Origin of the sequence: Sphingobium agri (assembly GCF_023051225.1) — a bacterium.
GTDB lineage: Bacteria > Pseudomonadota > Alphaproteobacteria > Sphingomonadales > Sphingomonadaceae > Sphingobium > Sphingobium agri.
In genome coordinates, this window is sequence record NZ_JALKHS010000006.1 from 1,281,035 (window position 1) to 1,305,017 (window position 23,983).

General features: G+C 62.3%; 24 protein-coding genes and 1 pseudogene. 11 read left to right on the forward strand and 14 right to left on the reverse strand.

Translation table 11 applies throughout. From position 1 onward, the window contains the following. Positions 1-49: 49 nt before the first annotated feature. From MU848_RS09660 to MU848_RS09670, 3 genes are read right to left on the reverse strand one after another with little or no spacing between them, the layout of a single operon-like run. Positions 50-595, reverse strand: coding sequence for a glutathione peroxidase (locus MU848_RS09660; protein WP_247231446.1), 546 nt, complete (start codon positions 593-595; stop codon positions 50-52). A 40-nt stretch (positions 596-635) separates the two neighbouring features. Then, on the reverse strand, positions 636-1,370 hold the full coding sequence (locus MU848_RS09665; protein ID WP_247231448.1) for a VIT1/CCC1 transporter family protein: 735 nt from the start codon (positions 1,368-1,370) through the stop codon (positions 636-638). 17 nt (positions 1,371-1,387) lie between these two features. Beyond that, positions 1,388-3,181, reverse strand: a complete 1,794-nt coding sequence (locus MU848_RS09670; protein ID WP_247231450.1) for an ABC-F family ATP-binding cassette domain-containing protein — start codon at positions 3,179-3,181, stop codon at positions 1,388-1,390. A 142-nt stretch (positions 3,182-3,323) separates the two neighbouring features. On the opposite strand from MU848_RS09670, the gene MU848_RS09675 reads away from it, so the two are divergent. From MU848_RS09675 to MU848_RS09695, 5 genes and pseudogenes are all read left to right on the forward strand, one after another. Continuing rightward, positions 3,324-4,055: an SIMPL domain-containing protein gene (locus MU848_RS09675; RefSeq protein ID WP_247231452.1), complete on the forward strand. Its 732-nt coding sequence runs from the start codon at positions 3,324-3,326 to the stop codon at positions 4,053-4,055. Between the two features lie 47 nt (positions 4,056-4,102). Beyond that, a pseudogene (locus MU848_RS09680) lies at positions 4,103-4,439 on the forward strand (hypothetical protein). A gap of 36 nt (positions 4,440-4,475) precedes the next feature. Continuing rightward, positions 4,476-5,141 carry a response regulator transcription factor gene (locus MU848_RS09685; protein WP_097091359.1) on the forward strand — a complete coding sequence of 222 codons (666 nt, stop codon included), beginning with the start codon at positions 4,476-4,478 and terminating at the stop codon, positions 5,139-5,141. 180 nt (positions 5,142-5,321) lie between these two features. Continuing rightward, the gene (locus MU848_RS09690) at positions 5,322-6,626 is read left to right on the forward strand and encodes a sensor histidine kinase (protein WP_201514837.1); all 1,305 of its coding nucleotides are present in this window, start codon (positions 5,322-5,324) and stop codon (positions 6,624-6,626) included. After that, a complete protein-coding gene (locus tag MU848_RS09695) occupies positions 6,626-6,985 on the forward strand; it encodes a YbaN family protein (protein ID WP_247231454.1) in 360 nt (119 codons plus the stop codon). Before MU848_RS09690 ends, MU848_RS09695 begins: the two co-directional genes overlap by 1 nt. 7 nt (positions 6,986-6,992) lie before the next feature. Here the strand turns inward: MU848_RS09695 and MU848_RS09700 are convergent, their stop codons facing one another. Beyond that, positions 6,993-8,216, reverse strand: a complete 1,224-nt coding sequence (locus tag MU848_RS09700) for a polyhydroxyalkanoate depolymerase (protein WP_097091356.1) — start codon at positions 8,214-8,216, stop codon at positions 6,993-6,995. Positions 8,217-8,341: 125 nt separating this feature from the next. Between MU848_RS09700 and MU848_RS09705 the strand changes: the two genes are divergently transcribed. After that, positions 8,342-8,998 (forward strand): glutathione S-transferase, encoded by a 657-nt coding sequence (locus MU848_RS09705; protein WP_097092741.1) that lies wholly within the window; start codon positions 8,342-8,344, stop codon positions 8,996-8,998. 29 nt (positions 8,999-9,027) lie between these two features. On the opposite strand, the gene MU848_RS09710 is transcribed toward MU848_RS09705, so the two are convergent. From MU848_RS09710 to acnA, 3 genes are all read right to left on the reverse strand, one after another. Further along, positions 9,028-9,729, reverse strand: a complete 702-nt coding sequence (locus MU848_RS09710; protein ID WP_097091355.1) for a glutamine amidotransferase — start codon at positions 9,727-9,729, stop codon at positions 9,028-9,030. A gap of 72 nt (positions 9,730-9,801) precedes the next feature. Then, positions 9,802-10,059 carry a CBU_0592 family membrane protein gene (locus MU848_RS09715; protein WP_097091354.1) on the reverse strand — a complete coding sequence of 86 codons (258 nt, stop codon included), beginning with the start codon at positions 10,057-10,059 and terminating at the stop codon, positions 9,802-9,804. A gap of 143 nt (positions 10,060-10,202) precedes the next feature. Further along, entirely contained in the window at positions 10,203-12,872 is a 2,670-nt protein-coding gene (gene acnA / locus MU848_RS09720; RefSeq protein WP_097091353.1) for an aconitate hydratase AcnA, read from the reverse strand. A gap of 399 nt (positions 12,873-13,271) precedes the next feature. Between acnA and MU848_RS09725 the strand changes: the two genes are divergently transcribed. Further along, complete coding sequence (locus MU848_RS09725; RefSeq protein WP_247231456.1) at positions 13,272-13,529, forward strand: hypothetical protein; 258 nt, start codon at positions 13,272-13,274, stop codon at positions 13,527-13,529. Between the two features lie 26 nt (positions 13,530-13,555). On the opposite strand, the gene MU848_RS09730 is transcribed toward MU848_RS09725, so the two are convergent. Continuing rightward, on the reverse strand, positions 13,556-13,759 hold the full coding sequence (locus tag MU848_RS09730; RefSeq protein WP_097091352.1) for a DUF5818 domain-containing protein: 204 nt from the start codon (positions 13,757-13,759) through the stop codon (positions 13,556-13,558). Between the two features lie 4 nt (positions 13,760-13,763). After that, a complete protein-coding gene (locus MU848_RS09735) occupies positions 13,764-13,949 on the reverse strand; it encodes a DUF1328 domain-containing protein (protein ID WP_247231458.1) in 186 nt (61 codons plus the stop codon). Between the two features lie 138 nt (positions 13,950-14,087). Here MU848_RS09735 and MU848_RS09740 point away from each other — a divergent pair, with 138 nt between their 5' ends. After that, entirely contained in the window at positions 14,088-15,551 is a 1,464-nt protein-coding gene (locus MU848_RS09740; protein ID WP_247231460.1) for an NAD-dependent succinate-semialdehyde dehydrogenase, read from the forward strand. Between the two features lies 1 nt (position 15,552). Here the strand turns inward: MU848_RS09740 and MU848_RS09745 are convergent, their stop codons facing one another. Genes MU848_RS09745 through MU848_RS09755 form a run of 3 tightly spaced genes read right to left on the reverse strand, consistent with a single transcriptional unit; the run spans position 15,553 to position 19,219 of the window. Beyond that, the gene (locus tag MU848_RS09745) at positions 15,553-16,464 is read right to left on the reverse strand and encodes a copper resistance protein B (RefSeq protein WP_247231462.1); all 912 of its coding nucleotides are present in this window, start codon (positions 16,462-16,464) and stop codon (positions 15,553-15,555) included. Next, positions 16,461-18,203, reverse strand: a complete 1,743-nt coding sequence (locus tag MU848_RS09750; protein WP_247231464.1) for a copper resistance system multicopper oxidase — start codon at positions 18,201-18,203, stop codon at positions 16,461-16,463. The genes MU848_RS09745 and MU848_RS09750 overlap by 4 nt, the downstream gene beginning before the upstream one ends. Positions 18,204-18,220: 17 nt before the next feature. After that, positions 18,221-19,219, reverse strand: coding sequence for a 2-hydroxyacid dehydrogenase (locus tag MU848_RS09755; protein WP_247231466.1), 999 nt, complete (start codon positions 19,217-19,219; stop codon positions 18,221-18,223). A gap of 125 nt (positions 19,220-19,344) precedes the next feature. Here MU848_RS09755 and MU848_RS09760 point away from each other — a divergent pair, with 125 nt between their 5' ends. Continuing rightward, positions 19,345-19,815, forward strand: a complete 471-nt coding sequence (locus MU848_RS09760) for an SH3 domain-containing protein (RefSeq protein WP_247231468.1) — start codon at positions 19,345-19,347, stop codon at positions 19,813-19,815. Between the two features lie 4 nt (positions 19,816-19,819). Here MU848_RS09760 and MU848_RS09765 read toward each other — a convergent pair whose 3' ends face one another. Beyond that, positions 19,820-21,400 carry a peptide MFS transporter gene (locus MU848_RS09765; protein WP_247231470.1) on the reverse strand — a complete coding sequence of 527 codons (1,581 nt, stop codon included), beginning with the start codon at positions 21,398-21,400 and terminating at the stop codon, positions 19,820-19,822. Between the two features lie 107 nt (positions 21,401-21,507). Between MU848_RS09765 and MU848_RS09770 the strand changes: the two genes are divergently transcribed. Both MU848_RS09770 and MU848_RS09775 read left to right on the forward strand, forming a co-directional pair. Continuing rightward, a complete protein-coding gene (locus MU848_RS09770) occupies positions 21,508-22,086 on the forward strand; it encodes a nitroreductase family protein (protein WP_247231472.1) in 579 nt (192 codons plus the stop codon). 72 nt (positions 22,087-22,158) lie between these two features. After that, positions 22,159-22,503 (forward strand): GntR family transcriptional regulator, encoded by a 345-nt coding sequence (locus MU848_RS09775; protein ID WP_097091344.1) that lies wholly within the window; start codon positions 22,159-22,161, stop codon positions 22,501-22,503. Positions 22,504-22,534: 31 nt separating this feature from the next. Here the strand turns inward: MU848_RS09775 and MU848_RS09780 are convergent, their stop codons facing one another. Next, positions 22,535-23,923 (reverse strand): TIGR03013 family XrtA/PEP-CTERM system glycosyltransferase, encoded by a 1,389-nt coding sequence (locus tag MU848_RS09780; protein WP_247231474.1) that lies wholly within the window; start codon positions 23,921-23,923, stop codon positions 22,535-22,537. Between the last annotated feature and the right edge of the window lie 60 nt (positions 23,924-23,983).

The window sequence follows — 23,983 nt, forward strand, 5'->3', positions numbered from 1 at the left end:
AAACATTCGGGCCGGCAAGGTCAACAGCGCCGGCCCGGATGCTCGCTTCCTATTTCGCGAGTTCAGCCTCGATCGCGGAAACAAGGGCCGGATCGTCGGGCGTGGTGCCGGGGGCAAAGCGGGCGGCGACCGAGCCGTCCTTTGCGATCAGGAACTTTTCGAAGTTCCACAGCACTTCCGGCTCTTCCGTCGGCGTCATGCCGTAGCCGCGCAGCTTTTCGCGGAAGTCATCGCCATCGCCGTCAGCCTTGGGCTGCTCACTGGTGAGGGCGGCGTAGAGCGGATGCTTTTCCGGGCCTGTCACGACGATCTTTTCGAACATCGGGAATTCGACCCCGAAATTGGTCGTGCAGAATTCAGCGATCTCGTCATTGCTGCCCGGTTCCTGGCCCGCAAAATCATTGGCGGGGAATCCGGCGACGACCAGCCCCTTGTCCTTATAATCGCGGTAGAGCTTTTCCAGCCCTTCATATTGCGGGGTGAGGCCGCATTTGGAGGCGACGTTGACCGCCAGGACCACCTTCCCCGCATAGTCGGCCAGGCTGGCGTCGGTGCCCTTGATCGTCTTGAGCGGAATTTGCTGGATCGCAGTCATTATCGTCTCCTTGAGAATCCGGATGGCGCGGACCTTGCCATTAAATGGCCGCGCCGAAAAGCCTGCCCGCACCCGCCGTGACTACCATGGCGAGCACACCCCAGAATAGCACCCTCATGAGGGAACGGCCTGTGTTCGCCCCGCCGAGCCGCGCGCCCGCATAGCCCAGGAGTGCAAGGCACAGGAGCGACGCCAGCACGATGACTGGCAAGGCCAGCGAAGACGGGCTGGCGACTGCTGCCAGAAGGGGCGCGAGCGCTCCTGCCGAAAAGGTGGCGGCCGACGTCAGCGCCGCCTGCACCGGCCGGGCCGTGCTGATCTCCGAAATGCCGAGTTCATCGCGGGCATGGGCCGCCAGCGCGTCGGCATCCATCAGCTGCCGCGCGACTTCTCCCGCCAGTTCGGGTGTCAGGCCACGTTCCACATAGATGTTACGCAGTTCCTGCCATTCCACCTCTGGCTGCTGCGCGATCGCATGCTTTTCCTTCGCAAGGTCGGCCCGCTCCGTGTCCGACTGCGCGCTGACGGACACATATTCCCCTGCCGCCATCGACATCGCGCCCGCGAATAGAGCGGCTATGCCCGACAGCAGGATCGTGTCGCGCGCAGCACCCGACGCAGCGACACCGGCGAGCAGGCTGGCGGTCGAGACGATACCGTCGTTCGCGCCCAGAACCGCCGCGCGCAGCCAGCCGACGCGGTTGACATAATGGACGGCATGGTGCGCACGCGCATGCTCAAGAGCGCCCGAAGCTGATCCTTCCACCGCCGCCATGGTCGCCCCCGTCCTGTTCAGCCGCTCAGGCCTTCGGCCTTTTCGGCCAGTTCCAGCCAGCGTTCCTCCGCTGCGTCCTTGTCAGCGCGGGCTTGCTCTATCGCTTTCGTCAGGGCGGCGAACCGCTTGGGATCGCGCGTGTAGAGCGATGGGTCGGCGAGTGCCTCCTCGTCGCGCGCGATATCCTGCTCCAGCTTCTCGATCGCCTGGGGCAGCATGTCGAGATCACGCTGATCCTTGTAGCTGAGCTTCGTCGACGCCGTCTTCGGCGGCGGGGGAGCGGCAGGCGCCTTCTTTTCCGGGCGCGGTCCGTTCCGGGGCTGGCGCTTGGCGACCCAGTCGGCATAGCCGCCGACGATGACGTCGACCTGACCCGATCCATCAAGACCGAGCGTCACCGTCACCGTGCGGTCGAGGAAGTCGCGGTCGTGGCTGACGATCAGGACCGTGCCGTCATAGTCGGCAATCACTTCCTGCAGCAGGTCGAGCGTTTCAAGGTCGAGATCGTTGGTCGGCTCGTCCAGTACCAGCAGGTTCGATTCGCGGGCAAATTCCCGGGCAAAGAGCAGACGTGACCGCTCGCCGCCCGACAGGGTGCCGACGCGCGCCTCGGCGAGCGAGGGGTCGAACAGAAACTCCTTGAGATAGCCGTGGACATGCTTGCGTGACCCACGCACGTCGATCCAGTCGCCGCCCTCCGCAAGCACGTCGCGGACGCGCTTGTCGGGCTGCATCAGGCTACGCTGCTGATCGATGAAGATCATGTCGAGCGACTTTGCCTGCTTGATCACGCCGCTATCCGGCGCGAGTTCACCCGTCAGCAGCTTCAAGAGCGTGGTCTTGCCCGCGCCATTGCCGCCGACGATGCCGATGCGGTCGCCACGCTGGATGCGCAGCGAGAAATCCTTGATGACGGTGCGCCCATTCTCACCGGACCCGAAGCTCTTCGTCACATGCTCGGCAGTGATGACGCTCTTGGTCTTGCTGTCGTCGGCAGCGACCGCGATCTTCGCGACGCCCTGCGGCCCCACCATCGCCGCGCGTTGTTCACGCATCTCATAGAGCTTGGCGAGGCGGCCCTGATTGCGCTTGCGCCGGGCGGTGACGCCGCGCTCGAGCCAATGCGCCTCGATCTTCAGCTTGGCGTCGAGCTTTTCGGCGGCACGCGCCTCTTCGGCATAGACGGCTTCCATCCACTCTTCGAAGCCGCCGAAGCCGATCTCATTACGCCGGATCGAGCCGCGATCCAGCCACAAGGTCTGCCGCGTGAGCCGGGTAAGGAAGGCGCGGTCGTGGCTGATGACGATGAAGGCGCCCGAATAGCGGCCGAGCCATCCTTCCAGCCAGTCGATGGCGTCGATGTCGAGATGGTTGGTAGGCTCGTCCAGCAGCAAAAGGTCAGGCTCGCTGGCGAGCGCGCGGGCGATGGCGGCGCGGCGGCGCTCGCCCCCGCTGGCGGTCGCTGCTTCGCGTGAGAGGTCAATGCCGAGCTGGCTGGCGATCGCCTCCACCTCATGCGCGGGCGGTGCATATTGGCCTGCCAGCGCGAAATCGCGCAGGGTGGCAAAGCCCGCGACGTCCGGGTCCTGCTCAAGCATGATGACGCGCGCGCCTGGCCGAACGGAACGCGTCCCTTCGTCAGGCTCGACCTGCCCGGCGATAAGCTTCAGCAGCGTCGTCTTGCCTGCGCCGTTGCGGCCGATCAGCGCCAGCCGATCCCGCTCCCCGACAAAGATGTCGAGGTGACGGAAAAGCCAGTGCGAACCCTGACTGAGACCAAGATTTTCGAACGAGAATATGGGTGCGGCCATGGCCGTGCAGCTAGGACTTCCAACGCGCCGGGGCAAGAGCGCGTGGAACCACATGCCGCCTCAATGTTTTCAACGCGCGTCAGCCCCCATTCATCGCAGCCGTTACAAATGAGCTGCATCGCTTTTTCAAGGAGATACGCTCATGAAGTCCGCCCTGGCCCTGATGGCCGCCGCTGCCGCTGTCTCGATTCCTGCCCTGGCCATCGCGCAGACCAATGTGACAATTGCCGAAACCGCGCCCGTGGTGACGCTGAACGTCACCGAGACGGTGGAAGCCGCGCCGGATCAGGTTGTGGTCGGCACCGGCGTTCAGACACGTGCGCCGACAGCCGCCCAGGCGATGCGGGAAAATGCGGCGAAGATGGACCGGTTGATCGCCACCCTCGCCAAGGCGGGGATCGCCAAGAAGGACATCCAGACCAGCGGCATCAACCTGAACGCCCAATATGACTACAGCAATCAGAACGGCCAGCCTGCCGGGCCGCGCTTCATCGGTTATGAAGCGTCGAACCAGGTGACGATCAAGCTGCGCGACATCAAGAAGATGGGGCAGTTGCTGGACACGCTGGTCGAAGCGGGCGCGACCAATGTCAGCGGGCCGTCTTTCGCGATTGAAGATCCAACCCCCATGCTGGCCCAGGCGCGCGCGGCAGCCTTGAAGAGCGCCAAGACGCAGGCCGACTTCTATGCGCAGGCGGCGGGCTATCGCTCGGCGCGGCTCATTTCGATCTCGGAAAACAACAGTGGTGGCCGCCCGCCCATGCCGATGCTCACCACCCGTTTCAAGGCAGACGCAGCCGAAGCGACGCCGGTGGAGCCGGGCCAGGTGGGATCGTCGGTGACGCTCACCGTCCAATATGCGCTGGAACGCTGATCCGGTAGCCTGTCTCCCCGCTGACAGCACCATTCACCACCTGTTCAATGCTTATCGCCTATGGCATGCCACATGACGATGAAGCTTAGCAGCCTGATTGCCGGTGTGGCCGCCATCGCCGCGATGGTGGCCGTACCCTCCTATGCCGAGGCCGGTCAGCGCGGCGAGCAGGATGCCGCGCGCCGGGCGATGCTGGAAGGGCAGACCATGCCATTTTCCCTCATCAAGCGGCGGGTCGACGCGGACATGGGTGGCGCAACCTATCTTGGCGCGGAATTCAATCCCGCTTCGAACCGCTATCGGCTGAAATATGTGAAGGACGGCAAGGTGGTTTGGGTTGATGCGGATGGACGCACGGGCAATATAATGGGCAGGGCGCACTGACGCGCCAAAGGGCAAAATACAAAGAAACGGAGCCATATGCGTCTGCTGATCGTCGAAGATGAACCAAGCCTTGGGCAACAGCTCCGCAACACGCTGGAGGGCGCGGGCTATGCCGTGGACCTCGCGACCGATGGCGAGGACGGACATTTCCTTGGCGCGACGGAAAGCTATGACGCGGTCGTGCTGGACCTTGGCCTGCCGACGATCGATGGGCTTACCGTGCTCGACCGGTGGCGCAAGGAAGGGCGTAGTTTCCCGGTGCTGGTGCTGACCGCGCGGGACAGCTGGTCCGACAAGGTCGCGGGGCTTGACGCGGGCGCCGACGATTATCTGGCCAAGCCTTTCCAAAGCGAGGAACTGATCGCCCGGCTGCGCGCGCTCATCCGTCGTGCTTCGGGCAACGCGTCTAGCGAACTGATCGCGGGCGATGTGCGGCTCGACACACGTTCGGGCAAGGTGACGCTGAAAGGCGAGCCGGTGAAGCTGACCGCGCAAGAATATAAGCTGCTGTCCTACCTTCTCCACCACAAGGGGAAGGTGGTGAGCCGTACCGAGTTGATCGAACATATCTACGACCAGGATTTCGATCGCGATTCAAACACGATCGAAGTGTTCGTCACCCGCATCCGCAAGAAGCTGGGCGCGGACGTGATCACGACGATACGCGGCCTGGGCTACAGTCTGGACGAGCCGGGCCGCTGATCCTTCGCGGGTTCGGACGGCTTATTCCCCTGATCGAACCCATGACGCGCTTTACTTCCCGCAAGAAGGTAGAACCTTCAACACCCTCGTGGCGGACGGACAGGGAGGTTCCGGCAATTACCAATGAGCGAGTCCAGCGCCCCTCCTCCAGTTCGTTCCACCGGATCGATCAGCCGCCGCATGATCGGCATTGCGGCGCTGTGGATCAGCATATTGCTGCTGGGCGGCGGGCTGGCGCTCGATCGCGTGCTGTCGCAAGCCATCACCCGCAATTTTGACGATGGCCTCAACTATGTGCTGACCGCGATGATCGCGTCGGCCGAGATCGGCCCGGATGGCGAAGTGCTGTTCAATCGCCCCCTCGCCGACCAGCGCTTTCTGGAGCCCAATAGCGGCCTTTATTATCAGATCAGCGCCAAGGGACATGAGGATTGGCGGTCACGTTCGCTGTGGGACCGCGCGCTGAGGGTGCTGCCCGAGCATGATGATCGCAGCTTCCACGCCTATGACAGCAAGCAGTTTCCGGGCGAGGATCTGCGCATCATGGAACGGACCATCGTCCTTCCCGGCTCCGATACGCGGTGGATGTTCATGGTCGCCGCCGCCCGCGCGGGGCTGGATGATCAGATCAGGACGCTGCGATCAACCTTGACGCAGAGCTTTGCGCTGCTGGCGCTTGGCCTGATCGTTCTGACGACTCTCCAAACGCTTTACGGATTGCGGCCGCTGCGCCGGGTGCGCAAGGAGATCGTGCGGATGCGTGCGGGCGAAAAGAACCGCGTCACCGATCCCATGCCATCCGAAGTGTTGCCGATGGTCGAGGAACTGAACGCGCTGCTCGCCCATAATGAGCGGCAGGCGGAAGAGGCGCGAACCCATGCGGGCAATCTTGCTCATGCGCTGAAGACGCCGCTGACCGTCATCATGAATGCGGCGACGGCCCAGTCCGCCGACCTGGGCGAGACCGTGATCCGCGAGGCGACGACGATGCGGCGTCAGGTGGATCACCATCTCGCCCGCGCTCGTGCCGTCGGGCGGCGCGGAGCTGCGCAGAGCCGCGCGGAGGTATGGGCGAGCTTGCAGGCGGTCGAGCGCGCCGTGCAGCGCCTCTATCCCGAAACGCGGATCGACATGGATGGCGACAAGGAGGTCGCGGTTCGGGTGGAGCGTCAGGACCTGGACGAGATGCTTGGCAACCTCATCGAAAACGCCGCGAAATATGGCGGAGGCAGCGTCTTTGCCACCGTCAACCGCGCTGGGCCGATGGTCGAGATATTGGTCGAAGATGACGGCCTGGGCATTCCCGAAGAGGAACGTACCCGCATTTTCGACCGGGGCGTGCGGCTGGATTCCGGCAAGCCCGGCACCGGTCTTGGCCTCGCCATTGTGCGCGATGTGGCCGAAATTTATGGCGGGTCGATCAGCATGGAGGAAAGCGAGGACCTGGGCGGTCTCCTCATGCGGCTGCGTCTGCCAGCGGCCTGATGCGGCGGACGCTCTATCTTTCCGCCGGGTTTCTCTCGCTCGGCCTAGGTGCGGTCGGCATTTTCCTGCCGCTGCTGCCTACGGTGCCCTTCATGATATTGGCGGCATTCTGCTTTGCCCGGTCGAGCCCGGCATTGGAAGCAAGGCTGCTCGATCATCCCCATTTCGGTTCACATATCCGGCGCTGGCGAAACAAGGGCGCGATCAGCCGTAGGGGAAAGCGGGCGGCATTGGCGGCTTTCGCGTTCAGCGCCCTGCTGGCGCTGCTCCTCGCGCCTTTTCCCTGGTTCCTCATGCCGCTGGCGGCCGCGCTGATCGGCGGCACCTGGATATGGACCCGCCCGGAAGATGACGCCTGAAGCGGCGTCAGTTCATCGCTAGGATCATGTTGCGGACTTGCGGGAAGACTTCCTTTTCCCATTTGCGGCCCGAGAAGACGCCATAATGACCCGCGCCGATTTGCAGGTGATGACGTTTCAAGTGGGGGCGCAGCCCGGTGCAGAGCGCATGGGCGGCAGCCGTTTGCCCGACCGCGCAGATATCGTCCTTTTCACCCTCAACGGTCAGCAACGCCGTCTTCCGAATGGCACCGGGGTTGACCGGGCGGCCGCGATGCTTGAGCTCTCCCTTGGCCAGGAGGGTCCGCTGAAACACCCGATCGACGGTCTCCAGGTAGAATTCGGCGGTCATGTCGAGGACGGCGAAATATTCCTGATAGAAATCCTTGATCTTCGCTGCCTCTGCTTCCTTTCCGTCCGCCAGAAGCTGATAAAGCTCGCGATGCTGGGCGCCGTGGCGCTCCAAATTCATCGACAGGAAAGCGGATAGCTGCAGGAAGCCGGGATAGACGCGGCGGCCAGCACCGGCATAGCGTAGCGGGACCGATGTGATGAGGTTCCGTTCGAACCATTGGATCGGACGCTCGTTCGACAGTTCGTTGACGACGGTAGGCGCGGCGCGCGGATCGATCGGCCCACCCATCAAGGTCATGGAACGAGGAGTGGCCGCGTCGTCATCCTCCGCCATCAGCGCGACGGCGGCGAAGGCGGGCACGCAAGGCTGGCAGACCGACAGCATATGCGCGCCCGGCCCCAGTTCCTGCATGAAGGTGATCACATAGTCGACATAATCGTCGAACCCGAACCGTCCGGCCGACAAAGGCACGTCGCGCGCATTTTTCCAGTCTGTGATGTAGACGTCATGGTCGCGCAACAGCGTCCGAACGGTGCTCCGCAACAGTGTCGCGAAGTGGCCGGACATCGGAGCGACGAGCAATATGCGCGGCTGTTCTGTTTCGACATCATCCTTGGCGAAGTGCAGCAGATTGCCAAAAGGCAGGTCGAGCAGCACTTCTTCCCGCACTGCAACAAGGGCATTGCCGCTACGGACTTCGTCTATTCCGTAGGACGGCCGCTTGTGGGTGAGGCGCGCCCCCTGGAACACATCCATGAGCGCGAACACGCGGCGGGGCATGGGCCAATCGGCTACCGGTCCCATTTTGTCCCGAAGACCCAAGGCGAGTTCAGCACCGAAACGAGCCGGAGCCAGCATGTCTTCAAGAGCTTGATAGCCAGTGTACAGCATCGTCATAATATGAACGGCGCCCCAAAATGTTCCCCCAGGCCGATTCGGCCCCCTCCGTTCGATATACTGTTTTTGCGTATTGCACTGCATCATGTTTGATGGAAAAATGTGGGAATATCGGGAGGATCGCCATGGCCGCTACGGAATTGACGATATCGAGCAAGATCTATTCCTCCTGGTCATTGAGAGGTTGGCTGCTGTGCCGGTTGGCCGGGCTGCGCGTCACGGAGAAGATGGTGGCGCTGGAAAATCTGGAAAACCGCGCCGAACTTTTGCTGCTGACGCCGTCCGTTCTGGTGCCGCGACTGACGCATGAAGGGGCCAGCGTCTGGGACACGCTGGCGATCGCGGAATATCTGCATGAGCTTTATCCGAACGCCGGCATGTACCCGAAGGACCGGATCGCGCGCGCGCATTGCCGGTCGGTTTCGGGCGAGATTCATTCCGGTTTTGCGAACCTGCGATCCGCCTTGCCGATGAACCTCAAGGTCCGGCACAAGAAATTCCCGATCTTCTCTGGCGCCAAGCCCGACATCGAACGGGTGGAGGCGATCTGGACCGAATGTCTTGGGTCCTATGGCGGGCCATGGCTGTTCGGCGACAGCCCCACCGTGGCGGATGCGATGTTCGCGCCGGTCGTGCAGCGCTTCCTGACCTATGCCGTGAAGTTGCAGGGTCCAGCGGCTGCCTATTGCGATACGGTGAACAGCTGGGACCTGATGCGCGAGTGGATCGATGACGCGCGCAAGGAGCCTGACGAGGTGGAGGAACTCGACGTAGAATTTTGACGCTGGGAGTTTTGACGCGGCTGGACTGGTCAGGCCTTCAGCTGGGCCAACCAATCACCGATCATCGCACGGCCCGCTGCGACGGCCGCAGGACCATGTTCGTCATGGTCCCGGCGCAGCGCCACGCCGCACTGCCGAGCCACGTCGAGGTCCGCCCAGAAATGGGTCAGCCAGTCATCGAAGCGCGGGTCTTCGCCCATTTCGGCATGGAATTGCAGCGCCAGAAGGTTGCGTCCGCGCCGAAAAGCCTGATGCGCATAGGCACCCGTCGATGCCAGCAGTTCGACGCCACGCGGCAATTCGAAGGTATCGCTATGCCAGTGGAGAACGGGCACATCCCGGATGTGCCTCAAGGGCGAATCGGCCCCTGCCCCATTTAGAGTGACAGGCGCGAAGCCTAGTTCCATCACCTCGCCGGGATAGACCCGTGCGCCCAGTGCTGCCGCGATCATCTGACTGCCAAGGCAGACGCCCAAGGTTGGAAGATCCTGCTCCAGCCGCGCGGCCAGTTTGCCGACCTGCACCGGAATCCACGGATGGATGTCATGCTCATAGACGCCCATGGGCCCGCCCATCATGATCAGCAGGTCAGGCGTGCACAGATCGACATCGGCAAATTCAGGGCTCGCTACGTCGATCCTCTCGATCTGAAAGCCTGCGGCTTCGATCGGCTGGAGAAACCCGGCCGCTCCCTCTCGCGGCACATGACGGACGATGAGTGCTTTTTTCATTGCTGATGGGATGCCTAACGGATTGGACGGACGCTCGCCACCCCAGGCTTTCTTGAGGAGCCGATAACCCTCCTATCGGCTATCTGTCGCCTTGGCGCGCCAGATGCGCCAGAGCGCCGCAAAACCGATCGCGCTCCAGACGATATTCAGCACCATCGAAGGTATGGCGCCGTGCCACCAGGTGTTCAGCACGAAGAAACCGGCGCCCAACGCGTTCATCCACTGGAAAAGCGCCGATCCGCCAGAAAGGCGGCCTATCGAGACGAGGATGTAAGCGCCCAGGACCAGGACAGCGCCCACCCAGCCGACGATTTCCACGATGATTGCCATGCGGTCCTTTCGGCGTGCGTCTTACTGGTGTGCGGGTGAGCAGTTAAGAGTTTTCGGCGCAGGAAATTGCAGCCCATCTCGACATACAAAAGGCTCCCTCCTGCCGGAGAGAGCCTTTCGTCTTAGCTCGGCATTGCAGCGGATCAGGCGGCCAGCTTGCGCAGGACGTACTGAAGGATGCCGCCATTCATGAAATATTCGAGCTCGTTCACGGTGTCGATGCGGCAGAGAGCCGTGAAGGTGAAGGTCGAGCCATCGGCGCGCTTCACGATCACCTCCACGTCCTGGCGCGGCTTCAGGCCAGCGACATTCTGGATGGTGAAGGTCTCATCACCCGTGAAGCCGAACGTGTCCTTGCTCTCGCCATTCTTGAACTGCAGCGGCAGCACGCCCATGCCGACCAGGTTGGAACGGTGAATACGCTCGAAGCTTTCGACGATGACGGCGCGGACGCCCAGCAGGTTGGTGCCCTTCGCCGCCCAGTCGCGCGACGATCCGGTGCCATATTCCTTGCCGCCGATGACGACCAGCGAGGTGCCGTCCGCCTTGTGCTTCATCGCTGCGTCATAGATCGGCATGACTTCGCCTTCATAGCGGGTCATGCCGCCTTCGACGCCGTCCAGCATAAGGTTCTTGATGCGGATGTTGGCGAAGGTGCCGCGCATCATCACTTCGTGATGGCCACGGCGCGCGCCATAGCTGTTGAAGTCGGCCTGGGCGACCTGATGCTCCGACAGCCACTTGCCTGCGGGCGAGGTCGCCTTGATCGAACCGGCGGGCGAAATATGGTCGGTGGTGATGGAGTCGCCGAAGATGGCCAGCGGCTTGGCCTCGACAATGTCGGTGACCGCGGCCGGGGTCATGGTCAGCCCCTCGAAATAGGGCGGGTTGGCGACATAGGTCGATCCGGCGCGCCAGCTATAGGTGGCCGAACCGGTCACGTCGATCGCCTGCCAGTGTGCATCGCCCTTGTAGACGTCGGCATAGCGCGCCTGGAACATCTGGCGATCCATGCAGCCCGCCATGGTCGAGGCGACTTCGTCGTTCGTGGGCCAGATGTCCTTCAGATAGACTGCCTGGCCATCCTTGCTCGTGCCGATCGGGGTCGTGATGAAATCCTCGACCACAGTGCCCTTGAGCGCATAGGCGACGACCAGCGGCGGCGAGGCGAGGAAGTTGGCGCGCACGTCGGGCGACACGCGGCCTTCGAAGTTGCGGTTGCCCGAGATGACGGCAGCAGCGACCAGGCCGTTGTCGTTGATCGCCTTGCTGATCGGCTCGGCCAGCGGGCCGGAATTGCCGATGCAGGTGGTGCAGCCATAGCCCACCAGATTGAAGCCGATGGCGTCAAGGTGCGACTGGAGCCCGGCCTTTTCCAGATAGTCGGTGACGACCTGGCTGCCGGGGGCGAGCGAAGTCTTGACCCAGGGCTTGGGCTTCAGGCCGAGTTCGTTCGCCTTCTTGGCGACGAGGCCGGCAGCGACCAGAACGCCGGGGTTCGACGTGTTGGTGCAGCTGGTGATCGCGGCGATCGTGACGTCACCGTCGCCAATGTCGAAATCCTTGCCCTCGACAGGAACGCGGGTCTGCGCCTTCTTGTAGACCTTCTCCATGTCGGCATTGAACACGTCATCGACTTCCGGCAGCGAGACGCGGTCCTGCGGACGCTTGGGACCAGCGAGGCTCGGGACGACGGTCGACAGGTCGAGTTCGAGCGTGTCGGTGAAGATCGGCTCCACCGAAGGATCGATCCAGAAGCCCTGCTCCTTGGCATAAGCCTCCACCAGCGCGATATTCTCCTCGGTGCGACCGGTGAGGCGCATATAGTCGAGCGTCTTGTCGTCGATGCCGAAGAAGCCGCAGGTCGCGCCATATTCCGGCGCCATGTTCGCGAGCGTCGCACGGTCGGCCAGGGTCAGCGAAGCGAGGCCAGGGCCGAAATATTCGACGAAACGGCCAACCACGCCGCGCGCGCGCAGCATTTGGGTGCAGGTGAGGACGAGGTCGGTGGCGGTCACGCCTTCCTTCAGTTCGCCCGTGAACTTGAAGCCGACGACTTCGGGGATGAGCATGGAAACGGGCTGACCCAGCATGGCGGCCTCAGCCTCAATGCCGCCCACGCCCCAGCCGAGCACGCCCAGGCCGTTCACCATGGTGGTGTGGCTGTCGGTGCCGACGCAGGTGTCGGGATAAGCGACAGTGACGCCGTCGGGGCCTTCGCTCGACCAGACGGCCTGCGCGATATTTTCCAGGTTCACCTGATGGCAGATGCCGGTGCCCGGGGGAACGGCGTAGAAATTGGCGAGGCTCTTGCTGCCCCACTTCAGGAAGTCGTAGCGCTCCATGTTGCGCTGATATTCGATTTCCATATTCTGTTCGAACGCCTTGGGCGTGCCGAATTCGTCGACCATGACCGAGTGATCGATGACGAGGTGGACGGGCACCTGCGGATTGATCTTGCTGGCATCGGCGCCGAGCGCGTTCATCGCGTCGCGCATGGCGGCGAGATCGACCACGCAGGGAACGCCAGTGAAGTCCTGCAACAGGACGCGGGCCGGGCGATACTGAATCTCGCGCTCGGCCTTGCCCTTGTCATTCTGCCACTCGACGATCGCCTTGATATCGTCGGTGGTGACGGTCACGCCATCTTCGAAGCGGAGCAGGTTTTCCAGCAGCACCTTCATCGAGAAGGGGAGACGCGAAACATCGCCCAGCTTGGCCGCGGCCTTCTTCAGCGAGTAGTAGGCAATGTCCTTGCCGCCGACCTTCAACGTGTCGCGCGTGCCGAGAGTATCCTGTCCGATGGCGGTCATGAGTCGTGCGTCTCCTCGCAATGCCCGGCCAAGGGGCTAGGAGGATAACGACATTCCGCCGGCGCATGCCCCCACATCATGGCGGCCTCACAGTGGCGGGATGCGCCCCAACCGATGGCCGAAGCGGGTATGTCCCTTGATGGCCGCCGCCATAGCGCCTGCACCCGTCAAGTCAATGCGAAGGCGCGAAATGAGACATGTCACCAATCTTTATTATAGACGGGGTCCGACGGCACGGGATACATTGAGCTGTAGCCGCGTTCTGGCAGTCGGAGCGGGTTACCATGAAATAAAGCGGGTCGCGCGCTCTGACTTAAGTCGTCGCATCGCAGTGTTTTGAAATATCGATGATATTTTTCACTGGGTGCTCGATAATATATGTCTGAGGAGGAAGAGACGATGCGCCCAGTTTCGAGCCTCGCGACCGGCAAGTCATTTGACCCGGCCCTAAGGGGATATATCATTCATTATCATGTTGGGGAGGCCAACCATTGTCCCAGTTGCGGCCGGAGCCAGTGGATCGTCGGCCGCCTTATGGCCGAATGCGCCTATTGCGAAACTGCCCTGCCGCTGGAAAATAACCGTGGCGTAGGTGCGTGCGCACGCTTCGTGCACACCAACAATCCGATCGCGCCCGGCGATCCCGTTACCGCCTGACATATCTTCGCTGCCGCTGAAGCAATTCAGGCGGCGGCGACGCCTTCGACCTCGACTATTCCCTCGCCTGCATAATAGCCCTGCACGCGTACGCGCTTTTCGACATGATCGACGGGTACGCGCAGGAGGACGAGGCGAAAGGTGCCGCCGAGATCGCGCTGGAGCAGGAAACCGGCTTCGTCCCTTATCAGCCTGCCCGTTTCATCGATTCCAGCGCCAATCTCTATCATGCGATCAATCTATTGCGTTCTTGATCCCTTTTCCAGCCAGCAGGCCCAGAACGAGGAAGATCACGAACAGCGCGATCGCAAGGAAGAACAATATCTTGGCGATGCCGACAAAGGTGCCGGCAGCGCCGCCAAAACCCAGGATCGCGAGCACCGCGGCGATGACCAGCGATACGATTGCCAGGCGGATCATGATGAAATCCTTCACTATAAACAGATGCGGGCTGAACGGATGACGAAGCTTGCAGGTTCCGCATGCGTTATGGCCGGAGATTTTCCGGGCCTGAGCCGTTACTGACGCCAGAAACTCCTCTCAGCGGTGCAGGCATCCATGACCCTTTTGCTCGACAATCCCGCATTGCTGACCGACCGCGCCTTCATAGGCGGCGAATGGGTCAGTGCGAAATCCGGCGCGACCGTGCCCGTCGACAATCCTGCGACCGGGGCGGTCATCGGCACGGTCCCAGATTGCGGTGAAGAGGATACGCGCGCGGCCATTTCGGCGGCTGAGCGGGCTTATCCTGCCTGGCGCGCGCGCACGGCCAATGACCGCGCCGCGCTGCTGGAACGCTGGCATGCGCTTGTGTTGGACAAGATCGCGGACCTTGGGCGGATCATGACGGCTGAACAAGGGAAGCCGCTGGCGGAAGCAGAGGGGGAAATCCGCTACGCCGCGACCTTCATAAAATGGTTCGCGGAGGAAGCACGCCGGGTCGATGGAGCCATCATACCGGCACCCGAAGCCAATCGCCGCATATTGGTCATGAAAGAGCCGGTGGGTGTTTCGGCCGCGATAACGCCGTGGAACTTCCCCGCCGCGATGATCACGCGGAAATGCGCCCCCGCCCTCGCAGCGGGTTGTCCGGTTGTCATCAAGCCGTCCGAACTGACGCCCTACTCCGCGCTGGCCCTGGCGAAGCTGGCGGAAATGGCGGGCTTTCCCGCAGGCGTCTTCAGCATCGTCACTGGGGATGCGAAGGCTATCGGCGGGGTCATGACGTCGAGTCCGATCGTGCGGAAGCTGTCCTTTACCGGCTCCACGCGCGTGGGCGTGCAACTGATGCAGCAATCCGCCGGCACCTTGAAGCGGCTGAGCCTGGAGCTTGGCGGCAATGCGCCGTTGATCGTGTTCGACGACGCGGACCTCGACCTCGCCGTTGCGAGCGCCATGGCGAGCAAGTTCCGCAACGCAGGGCAAACCTGCGTCTGTGCCAACCGCATATTGGTGCAGGACGGCATTCACGACGCATTTGCCGAGCGGCTGGCCAAGGCGGTCTCCGCCCTCAAGGTCGCACCCGGCGATCAGGAAGGCGCCACGATCGGGCCCCTCATCAACAGCGCTGCCGTCGACAAGGTGAAGGAGCATGTAGACGATGCTCTGCACCATGGCGCCAAAATCTATGCCCAGGCGCCGGAAGGTGCGAAGGGCGAGCGCTTCGCGACGCCGATGGTGCTGACCGGAGCGACGCGCGACATGCGGCTGGCGGACGAAGAGACTTTCGGACCCGTAGCACCCCTCTTCCGCTTCACCCATGAAGAGGAAGGCATCGAAATCGCCAATGGCACCAGCTATGGCCTTGCCAGCTATTTCTACACCGAGAACCTGCATCGCGCCTTTCGCGTGGCCGAGCGCCTGGAGGCTGGCATGGTCGCGCTGAACACGAGCGGCATATCGATGGAGATGGCGCCCTTTGGCGGGGTCAAGATGTCAGGCTTTGGCCGCGAGGGCGCGCATATGGGGATCGAGGAATATCTTGAGACCAAGACGTTCCACGTCGGCGGGTTGAAGCTTTAGGCTAGAACCAGAAACGGATGCCCATCACCAAGCTCGCCGCGGAAGCATCATCGCTCCCGGCGCGCGCGATCCGGGCGGTCTTGCCAAGCTTCCGTTCCCAATCGACCCCGATATAAGGCGCGAATTCGCGGGCAAATTCATAGCGCAGCCGCAGACCCAGTTCGACGTCCGACAATCCTGATCCAAGCCCCAGTTCAGGCACATCCTGGGCGGCGAAGTTCAATTCGGCGGCCGGTTGCAGGATCAAACGCTGGGTGATGCGCTGATCATAATTTGCCTCCAGCCGGAGATGCGCATCCCCTTTGGCGGACAGGAATGCCTGCGCGCCGACCTCAAACCAATATGGAGCCAGGCCATCTATGCCAATCACAGCATAGCTTCGGTCCTGCCCGCGACGGAAGTCATGCCGCAATCCAGCTTCGAGATTGATCCATGGATCGATCGCGCGGCTGTAAAGCGCCTGGACCTCCGCCTCTTCCAGCCTGCCCCCGACCTCCCCCTCGCCCTCCGTCTTGAACGCGAGGCGGTTGATGTCCCCGCCGATCCAGCCTTCACCCTGCCAGTGGTAGGCGTCGGCGCCCTGGCCCAGGCGATATTCAAGGCGGTCGAGCATCAATTGCGAGAAGGTCATGCCGCCATTTTCCCTGCGCATGGCGGCCCGGGCGCGAGCCATTTCGGCAGGGTTGTAATATGCGTCAGCGGCATGATCGCTTGGCGGCGGCGGAGCTGTCCCTTTCGGGGTGGCTGGTACGGCGAGATGGCCCGCATGAGGATCGGCAATGTCTGGAGACGGATTGTCCTTCGCCTCCGGAGGCTGCTCCATGCCGCCATGATGCATATGGCTGTGATCCATCTGCTGCGCATGCGCTGGAGGTGCAGCAGGCAGCAGCAGGGCCGCGAGGGCGTATTTCATGGCGTCCCCGCGTCATGACGCACCGTCACCACCCGCATCATGCCCGAATGCATGTGCATCAGCATATGGCAGTGAAATGCCCAATCGCCCAAGGCGTCGGCCGTCAGATCGAAGCTGACCTTGCCACCGGGCAGTACATTCACCGTATGCTTGAGCGGATTATGCTCATCCGCGCCCGTGACCAGCTCGAAAAAATGGCCGTGAAGATGGATGGGATGCGGCATCATCGTGTCGTTGATGAGGTTCACCCTCACCCGCTCCATGTGACGGAACGCGATGGGTTCCGCACCGTCGGACAGCTTCACCCCATCGAAGGACCACATATAGCGTTCCATGTTCGCGGTGAGATGGATGTCTAGCGTGCGTGTCGGTGGCCGCCGGTCCTTGTGCGGCAGCAGCGATTTGAGGTCGGCATAGGTCAGCACCCGATGGGACACATCTTCCAGACCCGTAGGGCGGTCGGCAGTCCGGTCCATGGGCATTGGCGAAAGCGTTGCGACGCCAGGACCCATGCGGACCTGCGGCGCGACGGACTTGTCCCGCATCTTCATGGAATGCCCAGCCCTGCCTTCAGTGGCAGGGTCGCTGTGGCCGCTCGCGCCGCCATGGCCCATATCCATACCGGACATGTCCATGCCCATATCCTTCATGCCCAGCAGTGGGCGCTGTCTCAGTTCAGGCACTTCCGCAACCATGCCGGTCCGCGGCGCCAATGTCGCGCGCACGAGGCCTGACCGGTCGACCGCTTCCGCGATCAGGCCGTAGGCCCGCGCCTCATTGGGGCGAATGACGACATCATAGGTTTCTGCAACGCCGATCTGGAACTCGTCCGTTTCGACTGGCTGCACATGCTGCCCATCGCATTGCACTACGGTCATCGGCAGGCCGGGCAGCCGGACATTGAAGTTCGTCATCGCCGATGCATTGATGATCCGCAGGCGAACCCTCTCACCCGGCGTGAAAAGGCCCGTCCAGTTTTCCGCCGTCCCATGCCCGTTGACGAGGAAGCTGTATGTCGATCCCGTCACGTCCGATATGTCGGTGGGATCCATGCGCATTGCGCCCCATTGCAGGCGCTCCCTTGCACTCTGGTCCTTGCCCGCCAGCAAACCGGCCAGCGTCTGCTTCTGCATATTGAAATAGCCGCTCATCTGCTTCAGCCGCTTGAGCAGGACGTGGGGATGGAGCGGGCTCCAGTCGGACAGGACGATCACATGTTCGCGGTCAGCCTGAACCGGGTCCAGACCGGCAGGATCTATGACGATAGGACCATAGTGGCCAACCGCCTCCTGCATGCCCGAATGGCTATGATACCAGTAGGTGCCCGACTGCCGCACCGGAAAATCGTAGATGAAGGTCTCGCCTGGCCGGATGCCGGGAAAGCTGATGCCGGGGACACCATCCATCTGGAAAGGCACGATCAGCCCGTGCCAGTGTATGGAGGTATCTTCCTTCAGCCGGTTCGTGACGTGCAGGCAGACATTCTGCCCTTCCTTCAGCCGGATCAGCGGGGCTGGCAGAGTGCCATTGATCATCACGGCATGGGCGGATCGCCCGCCTGTTGAGAAATGCCCCTCACTGACGGTGAGCGCGATATTTTCGCCAGTCAGTGCTTCTGGTGATGAAACCAGCCCGGACGTGCCGCTTTGCGCCCAGGCAGGAACGAAGCGGCTCAGCGCGAACGCGCCGCCCGCCATGCCGAGGCCATGCAGCAGCTCGCGCCGGTGAAGACCACTCATGACACGCTCACTTCAGACTAGATCCAACCTTCGAGCACCTGGTTGGGTGGACGGTGGCCATCAACCCAACTGCGGATGTTGGCGATGACTCGCGCGCCGGTCGCGTCGCGTCCCTCGAACGTCGCCGAACCCATGTGCGGCAGCAGAACCACGTTCGACAGCGCGAGCAGACGCGAATCCACGGCGGGCTCATGCGCATAGACGTCCAGCCCTGCGCCTGCGATCCGCCCTTCCGCCAATGCCGCGATCAGCGCCGGTTCATCGGTGATTTCAGCGCGCGACGTGTTGATGAGATAGGCGTCCGGCCGCATCATCGCGATACGACGCGCATCGATCATGCCCCGGCTGTCGGCATTGAGCGGGCAGTTTATGGACACGATGTCGCATTCGCTCAGGAGCGTGTCGACATCGGGGTGCCACGCTGCTTCCAGTTCATGCTCGACCTCGAAAGGCAGGCGATGACGGTTGTGATAGGCGATCGACAGGCCGAACGCGGCGGCTCGCTTGGCCACCGCCCGCCCGATGCGGCCCATGCCGATAATGCCAAGCTTCTTGCCGCCGATGCGGTGGCCGAGCATGCCCGATGGGCTCCAGCCAGACCAAGTGCCGGACCGGACCAGCTTTTCACCCTCCGCCAGCCTGCGGGGGACCGACAGGATGAGCGCCATCGTCATGTCGGCCGTATCCTCAGTCAGGACGCCGGGCGTATTGGTGACGATGATGCCCTTTCGCCGCGCTGCGCCAAGATCGATATGATCGACCCCGCTGCCAAAGCTCGCGATGAGTTGCAGGCGTTCAGGGGCAAGGTCGATCAGCGCCGCGTCGATCTGATCCGTCACCGAAGGAACCAGCACATCGCATTGCGCCATCGCGCGGGTCAGCGCCGTGCGGTCCATGGGCACATCGCCGACATTGAATACCGCGTCGAACAATTCGGCCATGCGGGCTTCCACATTGGGAGGCAGGCGGCGCGTGACGACGACGCGCGGCTTGGCAGGACGCGGTTTCTTGGCCATGCACAGCCGCTATGCCGGGCCGTGACGGTGGTCAAGCGCTTATGCTTTCAGGCCAAGACAATGGTTGTCGGCAGAGTTGGCGGGACGCTATAACGGTGCGTCACGCAAAGGGGAAAAGAACAGGGATGAAGGGGTATCTGCCTCATGGCGCGATTGTCGCAGCCGCGCTATGTTTCGCAGGCGGCACATCGGCGGCTCCGTCAAAGCCTGTTCCTTATTGGGCTTCGATCAACCAGGACGAAGCACGCATGCGGGTCGGCCCCAGCCTAGATTATCCGTCGAACTGGGTCTATCGGCGCCGCGACCTGCCCGTGAAGGTGGTGCAGGTGCTGGGCCTCTGGCGCAAGGTCGAGGATCCGAGCGGCACGCAAGGATGGATGCACGTTCGGCTGCTCAGCGATACCCCGACCGCGATCGTGACGGCATCCGTGGCCCCGATGCGGCAGGCTGCAAGCGAAGGCGCACGCACGGTCTTCCGCGCGGAAAAGGGCGTGGTTGGCCGCCTGTCATCGTGCAGCGATGGCTGGTGCGGTTTCGATGTGGGCGGCCAGCGCGGTTTCGTCCGCGCCGCTGACATCTGGGGGGCGACCAACTGAGCGCTCAGGCGGGCTTGTCTTCCACCCGATCGGCAATGGCGAAGCTGTCACGCTGCGCTTCTGCTTCCGCGCCTTCTTCTCCGCTCAGTTCCCCGGCGTGCATCAGCCTCTTCACGAATGGCGCAACGGCAATGACGAAAATCCCGATGCCGATCGACCACCAGCCGATATCGCCATAGACACTCAGCACTGCGTCGCGCGACGCCGCGCCGTCTGCGCCACCGGTTGCCCCAGCGATCATCCCGGCCACATATTCGCCGAGCGCCATGGCGAGGAACCAGATTCCCATGATCAGGCCGATCATCCGGGAGGGCGCCAGTTTCGACATGGCCGACAGCCCTACAGGGGACAGGCACAACTCCCCCAAAGTGTGACAGAGATAAAGAAGGAAGATGAACAGGATGGGCGTCAGTGTCCCCGGTGCGCCTGTGCCTGCGACGAGTATCAGGAAGCCCGCGCCGACCAATATGAGCGCCAGCCCGAACTTGGCCGGGGTAGACGGCTCCCGCCCCCGCTTCGCCAAAGCGATCCACAGCGCCGCGAAGATAGGACCGAAGATCAGGATGTAAGCCGCATTCACCGACTGGAACATCGATGCAGGCACATCGAAGCCAAGGATGTTCCTGTCGGTATAGCGCGCCGTAAAGAGGCTGAGCGACGATCCGGTCTGTTCATACAGGCCCCAGAAAAGCGGGTTTATGAAGAGCAGGAACAGGGCAGCCAGCATACGGTCCCGCCCGATCCGCTCCATGCGCCCGAACGCTTCCCACAATATATAAAGCACCATTAGGACGCTCGCGCCCGCGAGCATCCATCCCACTACCGCATGCTGCTGGATCAACAGCCAGCAAAGCAGGATGGCCAGGAGGCTCGACAGGTAGACGAGCCATTCGCGGCTGATCACACCGCCGACCCGCTCCGCAAGCCGCGCTGGATCGGGCGGTTCTCCCTTGCCCTGCAACAACGGCTTGCACAGCAGGAAGCCGATAACGCCTGCGATCATCCCGACGGACGCAGCACCGAAGCCCCAATGCCAACCCCAGCGCTGGCCCAGATAGCCGCAGATCAGCGGCCCGATCGTCGCGCCGACGTTGATGCCCATGTAGAAGATCGTATAAGCCGGGTCGCGGCGCATATCGTCGCGGGGATAAAGCTGTCCCACCATGGCCGACACGCTGGCTTTCAAAAATCCCGTGCCGACGATGACCGTCGCCAGTCCCGACCAGAACAGGCCAAGGCCCATCGCATCAGCTGAACCGTCCGCTTCCAGCCCAAGAATGATGTGCCCGGCGGCGATCACTATCCCGCCGAACAATACCGCCTTGCGCTGCCCCAGATAGCGGTCGGCCAGATAGCCTCCCATCAACGGAGAGATGTAGATCAGCGACATGTAGGCGCCATAGGAATGGGCGGCGTCGCGATCCGAAAACAAGAAATGTTGCGTGAGATAAAAGATCAGCAGCGCGCGCATTCCGTAGAAGGAGAAGCGCTCCCACATCTCCACGAAGAACAAAAGGAAAAGACCGCGCGGGTGGCCCAGCCATGTCTTTCCCGATGGGAGTGTCGTAGGAGATGCGGTCGCCATCTGTTTCCCATCGGGCTTGGATGCTGCCGAGCCTAGATCGGAAATCCCGCCTGTGTCAAAGCAGGCCGCACTTGCGCCCCGCGCCCAGCCGCGCCATTTGATGCGCCATGTTCAATGACGCCACCACGCCTCTCTCGCTCCTGCGCACGCGCCGTTCCGGCAAGCCCCGCGACCTGATCGCTCCTGGCCCCGATGCTGGACAGTTGCGCGAGATCCTGGAGATCGCCCTTCGTACGCCTGACCATGGGAAGCTGGCTCCCTGGCGGTTCGTGGTCGTTCCGGATGAGAAGCGCGAAGCCTTCGCCGCCCTGCTCGAAAGCGCCTACCGGCGTGAGAAGCCGGACGCGGGACGGCTTGAACTGGAATCCATTCGGCAATTCGCGCTTCAGGCCCCCGCCTTGGTCGTTGCTCTCTCCGCGCCGGTAGAGGGGAGCAAGATCCCGGCGTGGGAGCAGCAATTGTCGGCTGGCGCGGCGATCATGAATCTACTGCATGCCAGCCATGCCCTAGGCTTTGCGGCAGGGTGGCTGACCGGATGGCCGGCATATAACGAAGATGTCCGGCAGGCTTTCGCCGTGGGCGCAGAACGGCTGGCTGGCTTCATTTTCATCGGTACGCCTGGGCGTCCACAGGAAGAACGGCCGCGCCCCGCCTATGAGCAGATAGTTTCCATTTGGGACAAGTAGATAGGTCGGAACGACTGCGTCCATCGGTCGGTCACCTTGTCCGCATCGCTGTGTTATGGCACTGATGCACTCATGGCCGATGAGTCAAAGCCCGTTTATCTCCGGCTTCGCGATACCATCGCGGCCTCCATACTCGATGGCGATTATCGCGACGGCGACATGCTCCCTTCCGTCCGTGCTCTTGCTGCCCAGGAAGGCGCAAATCCGCTGACCGTCGCAAAAGCTTACCAATGTTTCCAGGACGATGGGCTGGTGCTGGTCAAGCGGGGCGTCGGGATGTTTGTGGCCGAAGGAGCCACCCGCCGCCTGCGTGAAGCGGAACGGCGTCGCTTCCTGGAAGAATGCTGGCCTCTTGTCGCCGACCAGATCAGGCGGCTTGGAATTTCGGCCGATGAACTGGGCCTTCGGCTAGCCTAACTCCGGCGCACGACTGGCCGGTCGCATCATCCTAGCGCGCGCCTTCCGGCCAAAGAATGACGCGCAAGGTCTGGATCAGGATCAGCAGGTCCAGGAAGGGCGTATAGTTCTTCGCATAATAAAGATCATATTCCAATTTGTTGCGGCTGTCCTCGATAGACGCGCCATAGGGATAGTTGATCTGAGCCCAACCCGTGATGCCGGGCTTCACCATATGGCGTTCGGCATAGTAGCGCAGGTGCTGCTCAAGATCCTCGACGAACTGGCGCCGTTCGGGGCGAGGGCCGACGAAGCTCATCTCGCCCTTCAGCACAGTCCATGTCTGCGGCAGTTCGTCGATGCGCAGCTTGCGGAGCCAGTAGCCCAGGCGCGTGATGCGCGGGTCGTCCTTTTCCGCCCAAACCGCCTGCCCGCTGATTTCAGCATCCTGCCGCATCGTGCGCAGCTTCACGATCCAGAATTCCTCGCCGAAAAGGCCCACGCGTTGTTGGCGGTAGAAGGCCGGACCTTTGCTGTCGAGCTTCACCAGGATCGCAGCGATCAGGATGATGGGGCCGGTCAGCAGCAGCAGGATCGAACTGGCGATGATGTCGAACAAGCGCTTGGCAATGCTGGACAGACGGCGGCCAGCGGAAAAACCATCGGAGAAGATCAGCCAGCTTGGGTTCACGCTATCAAGGTCAACGCGTCCCGTTTCGCGTTCGAGGAACGTCGAAATTTCGTTCACATGCACGCCGGTCGTCTTGATGCGCAGCAGGTCGGACAAGGGCAATGCGTTGCGCCTTTCCTCAAGCGCCAGAACGACCTCGCTCGCACCCAACCGGACCACGAAATCGGCGAGATTATAGATGGCGCTGCGGTTGATCGCCTCAGGGATCACCTGCGCGCCATCATTCATCGCGATGTAGCCGACCACGAGAAAGCCGGACCCCTTGCGCTGCTCGATTTCTCTGATGCGGTTAGCGCGATTGCCTGCGCCCAGGACGACGAGGCGCCGCTTGAACGCTTCCCCACCCAGCATCGAACCCAGCAGCAGCCTGACCGCAAGCAGCAACGTCACCGCCAGGCCCATCGCATAAAGGGAATTGGACCGCCAAAGCGTGAGGTCCGGCAGCACAAAATGCATGACGGAAAGGAATATGACGCCCAGCGAAATGGCGACGAGCAGGCGTGCCAAGGCAAAGCGGATCGACTGAAGCGCCTCAGTGCCATAGACGCCCACCGCGATCATCGCCGTTTGAATCGCCAGCGCGAAGCTTAGCAGCGGGGCAGCGCGGGTCGTGATCTCATCGACATCCATGCCGATCTGGCGCGCTCTCAATATCCATCCTGCTTCGGCCGCACCTAAAAGCAGGACGAGATCAAGCAGGCCCAGCAGCAGCACGGCGTGCGGCACATAATGTTTGAAGAGCCTGATCATCAGTCGCGCGTATTCTCGCTGCTACCCTTGAATTGGTAACCTTTGGTGGCGTCGGATCAG